Below are 14,404 nucleotides of genomic sequence, written 5' to 3' on the forward strand. Positions count from 1 at the left end.
GCTGGCGGCAAACGCGCAAGTCGGGGCCGGGAATTCCGGGTGCGAGGTGGCGAAGAACTCGGTGCCCGGCCGAGCGCTCTCCGAGGGACCTTAGGGCAGGACCCGGCCCGGAGTCACAAGCTGGTTCGCGACAGCCCGGCCTCGGCTCAGGAAGGGCTGTCGGGATTCCGGTAGACGGTCAGCGCGCTCGGCCGCGACCGGAACCGGAACTCCCGGCCGAGCGGGCCGACCTCGCCGTCGGTGGCCACCCGCCGGTTCCCGTCGAGCAGCCGCACGTGCAGCTCCGGCAGATCCCGCTGCCGGTAGACGTGGCTCGCGTGCAGGCTGTTGGTGAGGCTCGCGAGCACGAACCGGACCCGCGACCAGCGCACGTCGGCCCGCACGTACCGGACGTCGAGCAGACCGGTGTCGAGCGCCGGGCGCCGCGACGGCGCGAAACCCTTGGGCGCGTAGGTGCCGTTGCCGATGAAGATCAGCCACACCCGCGTCGGCTTCCCGTCCAGCTGCACCGGGAGCGGCTTCGCGCGCCGCAGCACGCGCACCAGCGCGATCGCCGCGGACGGCCACTTCGGGAACCGGGTTTGCAGCTTCTCGCGCAACCGCACCATTTCCGGGTAGCCGCCGAGACTGGCCGTGTTGACGAACCAGCGGTGCTCGGGCTCGCCGGTGCCGTCGATCTCGACCTCGGCCAGGTCGACGCCGACCGCGTGCCCGCCCTCGGTCGCCTCGTCCGCGTCCGGCATCGAGCGGACCCCGATGTCGCGGGCGAAGTGGTTGAGCGTCCCGGCCGGGATGAGGGCCAGCGGCAGCCCGCGTTCGGCGGCGACCGACGCCACCGCCGCGACCGTGCCGTCCCCGCCCGCGACGCCGAGCGCGCGGACCGAGCCGTGCGCTTCGATCTCCTCGGTCAGCTGCTCGCGCAGATCCCGCGACTGGTCCGGATAGATCAGCGACGCCTTCGGCCAGGCAAAGCGGACGTCGTCGGTCGGGTCGAGGCCGTTGATGCCCGAATTCGGGTTCACCAGCGCCAGCATGTTCTCGCCGTCGCGCATCTCCGGCGCTTGCGCCCGGTGGGCGGTGCGGGCGCGGACGTCCGGGTGCAGCGGCCACCAGTGCCGGGTCAGCACCGCGATCCCGGTCCCGATCGCCAGCCCGGCGGCGACGTCGCTCGGCCAGTGCACGCCGGTGTGGACCCGGGAATACGCCACGGCCCCGGCGAGCGGGACGACGGCCAGCCCCGCTCGCGGCGACTCCATCGCGACCGCGGCCGCGAACGCCGCGGCCGAAGCCGAATGCCCGGACGGGAATGACGACGACGTCGGCCTTTTGCGCAGCTGACGGTGCGAGGGAACCTCTTCCTCGGCCGGACGGCGGCGCGGGAACAACGGCTTCGCGACGAGATTCGCCGCGGCGCTCGCCCCCGCGATCGCGGCGATCCCGCGCAACGCCCCCCGCCTCCCCGGGCCCTTCCGGACGGCCAGGACAGCCGCCACGGCCCACCAGAGCCGTGATTTGTCCGCACTTCGGGACAACGCGGTGATCACGTCGTCGGCCCGGGTGCGCGGGAGAGCCGCACTGCGCCGCATCAGCGCCCGATCCCGCCGCCCCACCTGCCGGAACGCCCGGCCGACCTGCTGGAACACTCTCGTCCACCTCCGCTGGCCGCGCCGGAACGCGCACCGGTCCCGGCGACCGGTTTCCGCCGCATTGTCACCACTTGCAACGTACCGACCGCGTGTCGCCGCCCGAACGGCGCACCTTCCGCGGGGGTGCAGCGCCTACTCTGGTGGGATGCAGCGGCGGATCTTTGGCATCGAGACCGAGTTCGGGGTCACGTGCACCTTTCACGGCCAGCGCAGGCTCTCGCCCGACGAGGTCGCGCGCTATCTCTTCCGGCGGGTCGTCTCGTGGGGACGCTCGTCCAACGTTTTCCTGTCCAACGGCTCCAGGCTCTACCTCGACGTGGGCTCGCACCCGGAGTACGCGACAGCCGAATGTGACGACCTGACCCAGCTCGTCACGCACGACAAGGCCGGCGAGCGGATCCTCGAGGACCTCCTCGTGGACGCCGAGCGCAGGCTCGCCGACGAGGGCATCGGCGGCGACATCTTCCTGTTCAAGAACAACACCGACTCGGCGGGCAACTCCTACGGCTGCCACGAGAACTACCTGGTGACCCGGGCCGGGGAATTCTCCCGGATCGCCGACGTGCTGCTGCCGTTCCTCGTCACCCGCCAGCTCATCTGCGGGGCGGGCAAGGTCCTGCAGACCCCGCGCGGCGCGGTGTACTGCCTCTCCCAGCGCGCCGAGCACATCTGGGAAGGCGTCTCCAGCGCCACCACCCGGTCCCGGCCGATCATCAACACCCGCGACGAACCCCACGCCGACGCCGAACGCTACCGGCGCCTGCACGTCATCGTCGGCGACTCCAACATGGCCGAGCCCACCACGATGCTCAAGGTCGGCTCGGCGCACCTGGTGCTCGAGATGATCGAGGCCGGGGTTCAGTTCCGCGACTTCACGCTGGACAACCCGATCCGCGCGATCCGGGAGATCAGCCACGACCTCACCGGACGCCGCCAGGTCCGGCTCGCCGGCGGCCGCGAGGCTTCCGCGCTCGACATCCAGCGGGAGTACCACGCCCGGGCCGTGCAGCACCTGAAGGAGAACGGGTCCACCCCCGCCAACGAGCGGGTGGTCGAGCTGTGGGGCCGGGCCCTGGAGGCGGTCGAGGAGCAGGACTTCAGCAAGATCGACACCGAGATCGACTGGGCGATCAAGCACCGGCTCGTGGAGCGCTACCGGTCCAAGCACGACCTGGACCTGTCCAGCCCCCGCGTGGCGCAGCTGGACCTGGCGTACCACGACATCCGCCGCGGGCGGGGGATTTTCGACCTCCTGCAGCGGAAGGGACTCGTCCGGCGGGTCACCGACGACGGCGAGATCGAGGCCGCCAAGGACACCCCGCCGCAGACGACCCGGGCGAAGCTCCGCGGCGACTTCATCGCGGCGGCGCAGGCCGCCGGGCGGGACTTCACGGTCGACTGGGTGCACTTGAAGCTGAACGACCAGGCACAGCGGACCGTGCTGTGCAAGGACCCGTTCCGCTCGGTAGACGAGCGGGTGGAGCGCCTCATCGGGTCGCTGTGACATGGCCCCGGCTTCGCCGGGGCGGCGGGATCGCCGTTAAGTCGGCGTGCGAAGGGACAGTGCGCCCGGCCTGGGGGCCGTGAGCACTGCCCCTTCTCACGCCGACGCGATCCCGCGTTGTGGCGGCGCGAGCAGGCGCTGGGTTGGAAATCGTTGGGGCGGGCGGAGAAACCGACGAAAGTTGTCGGGTTGGTGCGGCAGAGTTTGCGGCATGCGTGCGTTCCGGACGGTCCTGGTTCTGTTGGCAGTGCTGTCGGTGTCTGTGGGCGGAGTCGCCGCGGCGTCCTCGCTGCCGTCGTGGCGGGTGCTGCCTACGGGAACGACGGCGCAGTTCCGTGGCCTGTCCGCGGTCAGCGCGCGGGTCGCCTGGGTCAGCGGCACCCAGGGCACTGTGCTGCGGACAGTCGACGGCGGTCGCGGCTGGGCTCCCGTCGGGCCGCCGGACACGGGGAAGCTCGAGTTCCGCGACATCGAAGCCTTCGACGCTGACCACGCGGTCGTGCTGTCGATCGGGCCCGGGGCGGATTCCCGGGTCTACCGAACCGACGACGGCGGGAAGCACTGGCGGCAGACGTTCAGCAATCCCGATCCCGCCGCGTTCTACGACTGCCTCGCCTTCTTCGACCCGTGGCGCGGACTGGCGATGAGCGATCCGGTCAACGGGAAGTTCCGCGTGCAGGCCACCTTCGACGGCGGCCGCAGCTGGCGGCAGATCCCGGACGACGCGTTCCCGCCCGCGGAGCCGGGAGAAGCCGGGTTCGCCGCCAGTGGCCAGTGCGTCACCACGTCCGGGCCGTTCGACGCGTGGCTCGCCACCGGCGGCGGCGCGCATGCTCGCGTCTTGCACTCCGGAGACGGCGGACGGCACTGGACCGCGGCCGAGACGCCGTTGCCCAGCAGCGCGTCGGCCGGAGTTTTCGCGGTGGCGTTCCGTACACCGTGGCAGGGCGTCGCGATCGGCGGCGACTACGCCAATCCGACCGCGCCTGGTCCGGCTGTCGCGCTGAGCCAGGATCGCGGCCGCAGCTGGCGTACGCCGCCTGAGCATCCCGCTGGCTACCGTTCCGGCCTCGCCTGGCGCGGGAGGCACGGTGCTGGCCGTCGGACCCGGGGGCAGCGACCTCAGCCGGGACGGCGGGCGGCACTGGACGTCGTTCGACAGCGGCAGTTTCGACACTGTGGACTGCGCTCGGGACGGCGCTTGCTGGGCCAGCGGAGCGAAGGGACGAGCGGCGAAGCTGGTTCCGTAAGGGCGAACCCGATCCGGGCAGCCGGTCCGCCGGAACGGCGGTGCGTGACGGGGCGGGCGCGGAGGGTCCACTCGCCGCACGCGGGCTGACCAGGCGCGACGCGCGCAGGCTGGACCTCACGATCGGGCTGGACGGGGAGAGCTAGAGTCGTCTGGTGTCCACCGCACGCGCCGAACGGCTGGTCAACCTCGTGCTGGCCCTGCTCTCCACCCGGCAGTACCTCACCGCGGAGCGGATCCGCGGGATCGTGCCCGGGTACGCCGACGCGGCCAGCGACGACGCCTTCTTCCGCACCTTCGAGCGGGACAAGACCGAACTCCGGGAACTCGGCATCCCGCTCGAGACCGGCCGCAACTCCGTCTTCGACCCGGTCGAGGGCTACCGCATCGCCCGCCGCGACTACGAGCTCGGCGAGATCGACCTCGCCCCCGACGAGGCCGCCGCCGTCGGGCTCGCCGTCCGGCTCTGGGATTCGCCCGAACTCACCGGACAGGCCCAGGGCGCGCTGGTGAAACTGCGCGCGGCCGGCGTCGAGGTCGACGACCAGGCGCCGACCGTGATCGAGCCGCGGGTGCGCGCGGAACCCGCGTTCGCGCCGATGCTCGCCGCCGTCCAGGCCGGACAGGCGGTCCGGTTCGAGTACCGGCGCAGCGGCTCCCCGGAACGGCGCATCCGCACGCTCGAACCGTGGGGCGTCGTGTCCTGGCGCGCCCGGTGGTACGTCGTCGGGCACGACCGCGACCGCGACGCCACGCGGTGCTTCCGGCTCTCCCGCGTCACCGGGAAGGTCACCGCGATCGGGAAACCGGGCACGGTGGTGCGGCCCGAGGGCGTCAACCTGATGCAGCTCGTGTCGGTGACCGGCGGCGGCGAGGACCCGGCTCCGGTCACCACCGCCCGGCTGTGGATCGCCGACGGCCGCGCCGCGGGAGTCCGCCGCCGCGGCGACGTCGTGGGCCGCGAAACCGTCGCCGGCGAGGAAGGCGATGTCGTCGAGATCGGCCTGTACTTCCCGGAATCGGCCGCCGACTGGATCGCCGCGCAAGGCCCGGACGTGCTCGTGCTCGAACCCGACGTGCTGGCCAAATCCGTGCAGCACCGCCTCGAAGCCGTGCTCGCCCGCGCCGGACAGGGGAGCGGGCGATGACCGCTTCCGGCGAACGCATGCCGAGACTGCTCGCGCTCGTGCCCTACCTGCTGGCCCGCCCCGGCATCCGGATCGACGAGGCCGCCCACGACTTCGACGTCACCCCCCGCCAGCTGCGCAAAGACCTCGAACTGCTGTGGATGTGCGGCCTGCCCGGCTACGGCCCCGGCGACCTCATCGACCTGTCCTTCGAGGGCGACACCATCGTCGTCACCCACGACGCCGGGATGAGCCGCCCGCTGCGCCTCACCGGCGGAGAAGCCACCGCGCTCCTGGTCGCGCTGCGCGCGCTCGCCGAAACCCCGGGCGTGGCCGACGGCGACGCGGTCCGCCGAGCCATCGCCAAAATCGAGGACGCCGCCGGACAGGCCCGCCCGGCCGGAGTCGTCGTCGGGGGAGGAGTGCGCGAGGGAGCCCGCGCCGCCCGCACCCGCGAGACCGTGGCCGGCGCGCTGCAAGACGGCCGCGCGCTGCGGATGCGCTACTACACCGCCTCGCGCGACCAGATCACCGAACGCACCGTCGACCCGATGCGGCTCGTCATCGTCCAAGGGGTCGGCTACCTCGAAGCGTGGTGCCGACGGGTCGAAGGCGTCCGCCTGTTCCGCCTCGACCGGGTGGACGCGCTCACCGTCTTGGACGAACCCGCGGCTCCGCCCGCCCACGCGCGGCCCACCGACCTGTCCGACGGCGTTTTCTCCGCTCGTCCCGATCAGCGGGTCGCGCATCTCGTGCTGGACCCCGACGCCCGCTGGGTCGCCGAGTACTACCCGTGCGAGGAACTCGACGAACTCGACGGCGGACGGCTCCGCATCGCCATGCGCTACAGCGACGAGCCCTGGATGGTCCGGCTCGTGCTCAGCCTCGGCGGGGAAGCCCAGGTGGAGAGCCCCGCCACCCTCGCCGAGGCAGTCGGTCGCCGAGCCGCCGACGCCGTGGCGCGCGCCCGTCACCTCACGTCCATCTCCGACCGATAAGGTGGTTTCGTGCCGTACCTGCCCGTCTACGTGCTGCTCGCGGCCGGTCTGCTCGTCCTGGCCCTGCTGCTGGTACGGACCGCCGGAGTCTTGCGCCGCTTCCGCCGCACCATGAGCATGGTCAGTGCGGACACCCACGACCGGACCGGACTTCTCCGGGCCCGGTCCGCGGCACTCCGTGTGGCCGTGGCCGAACGCCGCCCGGCGGCCGGCAACAAGTAACATCAGCACAGACCCCAGACAAGGAGGGCAGACGACCATGAACGCGCTGCAGCCGTGGCACATCATCGTTCTGGTGCTCGTGGTGGTTCTGCTGTTCGGAGCGAAGCGGCTCCCGGACGCGGCCCGGTCCATCGGCAAGTCCATGAAGATCTTCAAGGCCGAGACCAAGGACCTGACCGGCGAACAGAAGACCGAGGCCGAGGCCGAATCCGCCGACACCCGGCACATCGCCGCCCCCGCGCAGACCTCGCACGACCAGCAGGTCGCCGACCTCCAGCGCCAGCTCGACGAACTGAAGAAGCAGCAGGCGGCCTCGGCCGACCAGCCGCAGAAGAACGCGAGCTGACCCTCCGCGCGCACCACCCGGTCCCCGGTCCACGGCGGCGCGCCGGTGCGGCGCGCCCCGGCGGGCTCTGACGAGAACGGAACGACCAGTGGCGGAAGCCGCCCACGGCAACGGCAGCCGGTCCAGCAAGCGGAGCCGGCGCAGCCGTCGGAACAATCCCGACGGCACGATGACGCTCATCGAGCACATCTACGAGTTCCGCCGCCGCCTCGGCTGGGCGGTCGTTTTCGTCGTCGTCGGCGCGATCTTCGGGTTCATCTGGTTCGAGCAGCGGCTCGGCCCCGTCCCGTCGCTCGGCGACATCATGACGCACCCGTACTGCGCCATCCCCGCTTCGCAGCGCTTCGCCGGAGACCAGTCCGGCTGCCGTCTGCTGCAGACCGTGCCGTTCGAAGCGTTCATGATCCGCCTCAAGGTCGGCGTGGCCGCGGGCGCGGTCCTGCTGTCCCCGGCCTGGCTGTACCAGATCTGGGCGTTCATCGCGCCCGGCCTCTACGCCAAAGAGCGCCGCTACGCGATGATCTTCGTCAGCTTCGCCTCGGTCCTCTTCGCCGCCGGCGCGGTGCTGGCGTACCTGCTCGTCCCGCACGCGCTGGCGCTGCTCGCCGGCTTCGGCCAGGACCAGTTCGTCACCGCGCTCACCGCGGACAAGTACATCTCGTTCATCCTGTCGCTGCTGGTGATCTTCGGCGTCAGCTTCGAACTGCCGCTGCTCGTCGTGATGCTCAATCGCGTCGGCGTGCTCAAGTACCAGCAGCTCAAGAAATGGCGCCGCGGCATCGTCTTCGCGCTGTTCGTGTTCGCCGCGTTCGCCACCCCCGGCTCGGACCCGTTCTCGATGCTCGGCCTCGCCGCCGCGCTGACCCTGCTGTTCGAGATCTCGATCCAGATCGCCCGCTTCCACGACCGCAAGCTCGACCGCGTCCGCCACGACGAGGGCTGGGACCAGCTCGCCGACGACGAGGCCGCACCGTTCAACTACACGCCGAGCACCGTGGACGAGGAAGAACCGGCCGCCAAGCGGCCGTCCGGCAACTCCGTCGACGACATCACCTGACCGTGGGCCTGAACGCAGCACTGGCCGTCCACCCGGCCTCCGGTCGCGGCGCGGCCGCCCGCGTCGCCGAAGCGGTCGCGGCACGGCTGCGGCCCGCGGTCGACCGGCTCGACCTCCTCACCGCCACCAGCGTCGAGGAATCCCGCGCGCTCATGCGGTCCTCGCACGCCGAAGGCCTCGACGTGCTCGTCGTCCTCGGCGGCGACGGCGCGGCCCATCAAGGCGTCCAGTTCTGCGCCGACCACGGCGTCGCGCTCGGCCTCGTCCCCTCCGGCACCGGCAACGACTTCGCCCGCGCCCTCGGCGTCCCGGCCGACCCCCGCGCCGCGGTCGACGCGCTCGCCAAAGCCCTCCAGGCCGGGCACCGGCGCAGCCTCGACCTCGGCCGCCTCGGCGACACCTGGTTCGCCACCGTGCTGTGCGCCGGATTCGACGCCGCCGTCAACGCCCGCGCGAACGCGCTGCGCTGGCCCACCGGACCTCGCCGCTACGACCTGGCGATCCTCGCCGAACTCGCCGCGTTCAAGCCCCGCCCGATCGTCGTGCACACCGACGACCGCGTCCTCGAACTCGAAGCCACCCTCGTCGCGGCCGGCAACACCCCGTACTACGGCGGCGGCATCCCGATCTGCCCCGACGCCGCTCCCGACGACGGCCTCTTCGACGTCACCGTCATCGGTGCCCCCGGACGCGCCCGCCTCCTGCGGATGCTGCCGCAGCTGCGCACCGGCGAGCACGTGCACAAGCCCAGCGTCGAGACCTTCCGCACCCGGACCCTCCGCATCGAAGCACCCGGCTGGCCGGTCTACGCCGACGGCGAAGACCAAGGCCGGACGCCGGTCGAAGCGGTCTGCGTGCCCTCCGCGCTGACCGTCGTCGTGCCCGCGCCGTGACCGGCGGCACGCCGCGTGCGGAATGTCGGGGGTGTGTGGAACCCTGACGGGGTGGCCACTAGCCCTTCACCATCGCCGGCCGAGGCCTACGCTGCCTCGCGCCGCCGCGCCAAGCATCCCCAGCTGACCCGGTTTTCCGCCGAATCGGCCTTCGAATTCGACGATTTCCAGATCCGCGGCTGCGAAGCGCTCGAAGAGGGCCACGGCGTCCTGGTCTGCGCCCCCACCGGGGCGGGCAAGACCGTGGTCGGCGAGTTCGCCGTCCACCTCGCCCTCGCCGAGGGCCGCAAATGCTTCTACACCACGCCGATCAAGGCGCTGTCGAACCAGAAGTACGCCGACCTCGTCGAGCGCTACGGCAACGACGCCGTCGGCCTGCTCACCGGCGACACCTCGATCAACGGCAACGCCCAGGTGGTCGTCATGACCACCGAGGTGCTCCGCAACATGCTCTACGCGGGCAGCTCCGCCATCCCCGAACTCGGCTACGTCGTCATGGACGAGGTCCACTACCTCGCCGACCGCTTCCGCGGCGCGGTCTGGGAGGAAGTGATCCTCCACCTGCCCGACCACGTCCGCGTCGCCGGCCTGTCCGCCACCGTCAGCAACGCCGAGGAATTCGGCGAATGGCTCGTCGAGGTCCGCGGCGACACCACCGTCGTCGTCGACGAGCACCGGCCGGTCCCGCTGTGGCAGCACATGCTCGTCGGCAACCAGCTGCTCGACCTGTTCGCCGGCCAGAACGAGGCCGACCCGGGGGAGCAGCTGCGGATCAACCCCACGCTGCTGCGCAAAACCGACGACCTGGGGCGGTTCGCACCGACCTTCCGCGGACCCCGCGGCGGCCGCCGGGGCGCCCCGCCGCGCGGCCCCAGGTTCCGGCCCCCGTCGCGCGTCGACGTCGTCGAACGGCTCGACCACGCCGGGCTGCTGCCCGCGATCGTGTTCATCTTCTCCCGCGCAGGCTGTGACGCCGCGGTCGCCCAGTGCGTCCGCTCCGGCCTGCGGCTCAACGGCCCCGAGCAGGTCGAGGAGATCCGCCGGATCATCGACGAGCGCACCGCCGAGCTGCCCGAGGGCGACCTCGGCGTCCTCGGCTACTGGGAATGGCGCGAGGCGCTCGAACGCGGCTTCGCCGGCCACCACGCCGGGCTGCTGCCCGCGTTCAAGGAAACCGTCGAGGAACTGTTCGTCCGCGGCCTGGTCAAGGTCGTGTTCGCGACCGAAACCCTCGCGCTCGGCATCAACATGCCCGCCCGCACCGTCGTGCTCGAACGGCTCGTGAAATACAACGGCGAGGCGCACGTCGACCTCACCCCGGGCGAGTACACCCAGCTCACCGGCCGCGCCGGCCGCCGCGGCATCGACATCGAGGGCCACGCCGTCGTCGCCTGGCAGCCCGGGGTCGACCCGAAGGCCGTCGCCGGGCTCGCGTCCACCCGCACCTACCCGCTGCGCTCGTCGTTCCGCCCCGGCTACAACATGGCGGTCAACCTGGTCTCGCAGGTCGGCGCGGACGCGGCCCGCGACCTGCTGGAACAGTCGTTCGCGCAGTTCCAGGCCGACCGGTCGGTCGTCGGCACCGCGCGGCGGATCGAACGCAACAAGGAAGCCCTCAAGGGCTACAGCGCCGCGATCTCCGGCGATTTCGACCAGATGCTCGACTACGTCGAACTCCGCGCGAAGATCTCCGCCCGCGAGAAGACCCTGTCGCGGCAGAACACCTCCTCCCGCCGCGCGGAAACCGCCCAGTCGCTGGAGAAACTGCGCAAGGGCGACGTCATCGCGGTCCCGGCGGGCCGCCGCGCCGGGCTCGCCGTGGTCGTCGACCCCGGCCTCGACCCGATCCGCGAACCCCGGCCGGTCGTGGTCACCGAGGACCGCTGGTCCGGGCCGCTGTCGTCGGCCGACTTCCCGGCCCCGGTCGAAGCGCTCGGCCGGATCCGGCTGCCCAAGCACCTCGAACTGCGCTCGCCCAAAACCCGCCGCGACATCGCCTCGGCGCTGCGCGAATCCGGCATCGCCCTGCCCGGACGCCAGCGCCGCCGCACCGCGGCCGCCGACGACGCCGAACTCGCCTCGCTGCGCCGCGCCCTGCGCGCCCACCCGTGCCACGGCCTCGCCGAACGCGAGGCGAATCTCCGCTGGGTCGAGCGCTACCAGCGGCTCGCCGCCGAAACCGAACAGCTCGAACGGAAAGTCGCGGCCACCACGCACTCGCTGGCCCGCGCGTTCGACCGGATCCTGCGGCTGCTCTCCGAACGCGGCTACGTCCGCCCGGGCGACGGCGAGGACCGCGTCACCGAGCACGGCCGCCGCCTCACCCGCCTCTACAGCGAGTCCGACCTGCTCGCCGCCGAATGCATCCGGCACGGCGTCTGGAACGGCCTCGGCCCGGCCGAACTCGCCGCGGTGGTGTCCACGCTCGTGTTCGAGGCCCGCCGCGACACCGCGGGCGAACCCCGCCTGCCCGGCGGCGCGGTCCCCGGCGCGTGGCAGGAAACCAGCAGGCTGTGGGTCGAACTCACCGAGGACGAACGCCGCCACCGCCTCGACCGCACCCGCGAACCCGACGCCGGATTCGCGTGGCCGGTCTACCGCTGGGCGCGCGGCGAATCCCTGGAAAAGGTCCTCACCGCGGCCGAGACCAACGGACAGGAACTGTCCGCGGGCGACTTCGTCCGCTGGTGCCGCCAGGTGATCGACCTGCTCGACCAGATCCGCGACGTCCTCGGCAAGGAGGACCCGGTCGGCTCGGCGGCGGCACAGGCGGTCCGGGCACTGCGCCGCGGCGTGGTGGCCGCGGGCGCGGCATGACCGCCAGGGCACACCTTGGCGGCGACTGCGCGCGGACAGGTGTGCCCGGTCCAGACCTGTGGTTGGATCGCGCACGACACCCGCGGCCCGGCCTGCGGATGCGGACAGACGAAGGCGGAGGCGAACGATGAGCACGCCGTACGGCGGCAACGACCCGCGGCAGCAGCCCCAGTACGGGCAACAGCCCTACGGCCAGGATCCCCACTACGGGCAGCAGCCGGGCGGCGCGTACCCGCAGAGCGGGCCGCAGCAGCAGCCGTACCCGCCTCAGCAGTACGGGCAGCAGCCCTACGGTCAAGACCCGCAGTACGGCCAGCAGCCCGGCGGCTACCCGCAACAGCAGCCGCCCCAGCAGCCGCAATGGGGCCAGCAGCCGCCGCAGTACGGGCAGCAGCCGCCCTCCTACGGCCAGCAGCAGCCCTACGGCGACCCGCAGCAGCCCTACGGCGGCCAGCAGCCCGGCCAGTACGACTACGGCCAGCCGGGCGGAGCCGCGCCGGAGTCCTCGGGCGGGTCGAAGAAGGGCCTGTTCATCGGGATCGGCGCGCTCGTCGTCGTGGTGGCCGTCGTGGCGATCCTCGGCTTCGTCGCGCCCGGCTTCTTCAAGACCCAGGTCTTCAACAACCAGCAGATGCAGACCGACGTCGCGAAGCTGCTCACCGACACCTACAAGATCCAGGGCGTCAGCGGGGTCACCTGCCCGGCCGAGCAGAAGGTGGAGGACGGCGCGAAATTCGAGTGCACCGCCACCATCAACGGCAAACCGCAGCAGGTGCCGATCACCGTCAAGGGCACCGAGGGCAACTACGAGGTGTCGCCGCCCTCGGCCAAGTGACGCCATTCAATTCAGTGGCGGTCCGGCGGCCGGCCCGGCGATGATCGGGGCATGAGCGACCGCACCGTCCGCCTCCTCCGTCCCGACGAGCAGCGCGCGGCCTGGGACCTGTTCCGGGCCGCGCTGCACGTCCAGCCCGGCACCGACGAGGAATGGGAACGCGTCTCCGCGGCATACCGGGCCGAACGCAGCTGGGGCGTCTTCGAACCCGACCTGGTCGGCACCGCCCGGTCCTTCGCATCGGAAATGGTCGTCCCGGGCGGAGCGCGGCTCCCGCTGGCCGCGGTGACCGGCGTCGGCGTCAAAGCCGGACGCACCCGGCGCGGCGTGCTCAGCGCGCTGCAGGCCGCGCAGCTGGCGGACCTCGCCGAAAGCGGCGTCGCGCTCGCGCTGCTGCACGCGTCCGAAGGCGCGATCTACGGCCGCTACGGCTACGGCGTCACCACCCTCGCGAACCAGGTCGTGGTGAAGAAGCACCGCGCGCAGCTTCGCCCGGACGTGCCGGCCGGGGGAGAGGTCACGGTGCTCGGCATCGACGAGGCCGCCCCGAAATGGCCGGAACTGTACGCCTCGACCGCGATGGGCCGGGTCGCCGCGATGACCCGGTCCGAGGTCTACTGGCCGAGCCACGAAGCCCACCTGCGCCGTCGCGCGAAACTGGTCCAGACCGCCGTGCACCGCGGCCCGGACGGGACCGACGGCTACCTGATCTACCACGTCGAGGACGGCGCCACCCACGACAGCGGCAAGCTGCAGGTGATGGCGTTCCACTACGCCAACCCGGACGCGTTCGCCGGACTGTGGCGGTTCCTCCTGTCGGTCGACCTCGTCGACGAGATCGTCCTCCCGATGCGCCCGCTCGACGAACCGCACGCGCTGCTGTTCACCGACCCGCGCGCGGCGAAAACCGAAAGCACCGAGGACGAAAGCTGGCTCCGGCTGATCGACGTCCCGGCCGCGCTCGCCGCCCGCACCTACGGACCGGCCGAACCCGTCGTGCTCGAACTCTCCGACCGGTCGCTGCCCGCCAACGACGGCCGCTACCGCGTCGGACCCGACGGCGCCTCCCGCACCGACGCGGAACCGGCGCTGCGGCTCTCGGCGGACACCCTCGCGATGCTCTACTTCGGAACGTGGCGCGCGTCCGCGCTCGCCGCCACCGGCCGGATCGAGGTGCTCGACCCGGCCGCGCCCGAGGCCGCGGACGTTCTCTTCGGCACGCGCGAATCGGTGTGGTGCGGTACGTTCTTCTGACCGTTGACCAGACGTTTCGCGCAGAGGAGCGGGATTGATGCGCGCCGTGCGGGTGCTGCTGTTGTGCGGCTTGGGAATGCTCGGCGCGGCGGGCTGCGACAGCGGCACGCCCCCGCCCGCGGTCCACACAGTCACCGTCACGCCGAGCAGCTCCGCGCAGCCGAGCACCGCGCTGTCGTCTGTGCCCAGCTCTTCCTCGGCGACGCGGGTGTTCGACTCCCGGGCGATGGCCTCGGCCGTCACCCGGCTCCTCACGACCGACTACAAGCTGGCGCACGTCGGCGCGGTGTCCTGCCCGGACCGGCAGCCCGTCGCCGACGGCTCGCGGTTCCAGTGCACTGTGGACATCGCGGGCACGACGAAACACGTCCCCATCACGGTGACCGGCGCGGACGGCAACTACCGCGTCGACCCGCCGCAGTGACCCCGCCGCGCTAAATCCGATAGCCGCGCGGC

12 protein-coding genes and 1 pseudogene are annotated in these 14,404 nt (G+C 72.0%); 12 read left to right on the forward strand and 1 reads right to left on the reverse strand.

Going from position 1 to position 14,404, the window contains the following annotated elements; translation table 11 throughout:
* Nucleotides 1-146: 146 nt before the first annotated feature.
* A complete protein-coding gene (locus tag ATK30_RS39930) occupies nt 147-1,586 on the reverse strand; it encodes a bifunctional phosphatase PAP2/diacylglycerol kinase family protein (protein ID WP_220818103.1) in 1,440 nt (479 codons plus the stop codon).
* 205 nt (nt 1,587-1,791) lie between these two features.
* Here ATK30_RS39930 and pafA point away from each other — a divergent pair, with 205 nt between their 5' ends.
* From pafA to ATK30_RS39990, 12 genes and pseudogenes are all read left to right on the forward strand, one after another.
* Nucleotides 1,792-3,150, forward strand: coding sequence for a Pup--protein ligase (pafA, locus tag ATK30_RS39935; RefSeq protein ID WP_101439880.1), 1,359 nt, complete (start codon nt 1,792-1,794; stop codon nt 3,148-3,150).
* A 211-nt stretch (nt 3,151-3,361) separates the two neighbouring features.
* Nucleotides 3,362-4,400 (forward strand): annotated as a pseudogene (locus tag ATK30_RS39940) (WD40/YVTN/BNR-like repeat-containing protein).
* A 154-nt stretch (nt 4,401-4,554) separates the two neighbouring features.
* On the forward strand, nt 4,555-5,547 hold the full coding sequence (locus tag ATK30_RS39945; protein ID WP_101439881.1) for a helix-turn-helix transcriptional regulator: 993 nt from the start codon (nt 4,555-4,557) through the stop codon (nt 5,545-5,547).
* Nucleotides 5,544-6,524 carry a helix-turn-helix transcriptional regulator gene (locus ATK30_RS39950; RefSeq protein WP_101439882.1) on the forward strand — a complete coding sequence of 327 codons (981 nt, stop codon included), beginning with the start codon at nt 5,544-5,546 and terminating at the stop codon, nt 6,522-6,524. Before ATK30_RS39945 ends, ATK30_RS39950 begins: the two co-directional genes overlap by 4 nt.
* A gap of 9 nt (nt 6,525-6,533) precedes the next feature.
* Complete coding sequence (locus tag ATK30_RS39955; RefSeq protein ID WP_101439883.1) at nt 6,534-6,746, forward strand: bacteriophage holin; 213 nt, start codon at nt 6,534-6,536, stop codon at nt 6,744-6,746.
* Nucleotides 6,747-6,783: 37 nt separating this feature from the next.
* Entirely contained in the window at nt 6,784-7,092 is a 309-nt protein-coding gene (gene tatA, locus ATK30_RS39960) for a Sec-independent protein translocase subunit TatA (RefSeq protein ID WP_101439884.1), read from the forward strand.
* Nucleotides 7,093-7,180: 88 nt separating this feature from the next.
* Complete coding sequence (gene tatC / locus ATK30_RS39965; RefSeq protein WP_101439885.1) at nt 7,181-8,149, forward strand: twin-arginine translocase subunit TatC; 969 nt, start codon at nt 7,181-7,183, stop codon at nt 8,147-8,149.
* Nucleotides 8,150-8,151: 2 nt separating this feature from the next.
* A complete protein-coding gene (locus tag ATK30_RS39970; protein WP_101439886.1) occupies nt 8,152-9,042 on the forward strand; it encodes a diacylglycerol/lipid kinase family protein in 891 nt (296 codons plus the stop codon).
* A gap of 51 nt (nt 9,043-9,093) precedes the next feature.
* The gene (locus ATK30_RS39975; protein WP_101439887.1) at nt 9,094-11,859 is read left to right on the forward strand and encodes a DEAD/DEAH box helicase; all 2,766 of its coding nucleotides are present in this window, start codon (nt 9,094-9,096) and stop codon (nt 11,857-11,859) included.
* Between the two features lie 127 nt (nt 11,860-11,986).
* Nucleotides 11,987-12,694 carry a DUF4333 domain-containing protein gene (locus tag ATK30_RS39980; protein ID WP_101439888.1) on the forward strand — a complete coding sequence of 236 codons (708 nt, stop codon included), beginning with the start codon at nt 11,987-11,989 and terminating at the stop codon, nt 12,692-12,694.
* A gap of 51 nt (nt 12,695-12,745) precedes the next feature.
* Nucleotides 12,746-13,948, forward strand: coding sequence for a GNAT family N-acetyltransferase (locus ATK30_RS39985; protein ID WP_101439889.1), 1,203 nt, complete (start codon nt 12,746-12,748; stop codon nt 13,946-13,948).
* A 37-nt stretch (nt 13,949-13,985) separates the two neighbouring features.
* Nucleotides 13,986-14,372: a DUF4333 domain-containing protein gene (locus ATK30_RS39990; protein ID WP_101439890.1), complete on the forward strand. Its 387-nt coding sequence runs from the start codon at nt 13,986-13,988 to the stop codon at nt 14,370-14,372.
* Nucleotides 14,373-14,404: the final 32 nt, after the last annotated feature.

It is taken from the genome of Amycolatopsis echigonensis, from assembly GCF_002846615.1.
GTDB classification, from domain to species: Bacteria; Actinomycetota; Actinomycetes; order Mycobacteriales; family Pseudonocardiaceae; genus Amycolatopsis; species Amycolatopsis echigonensis.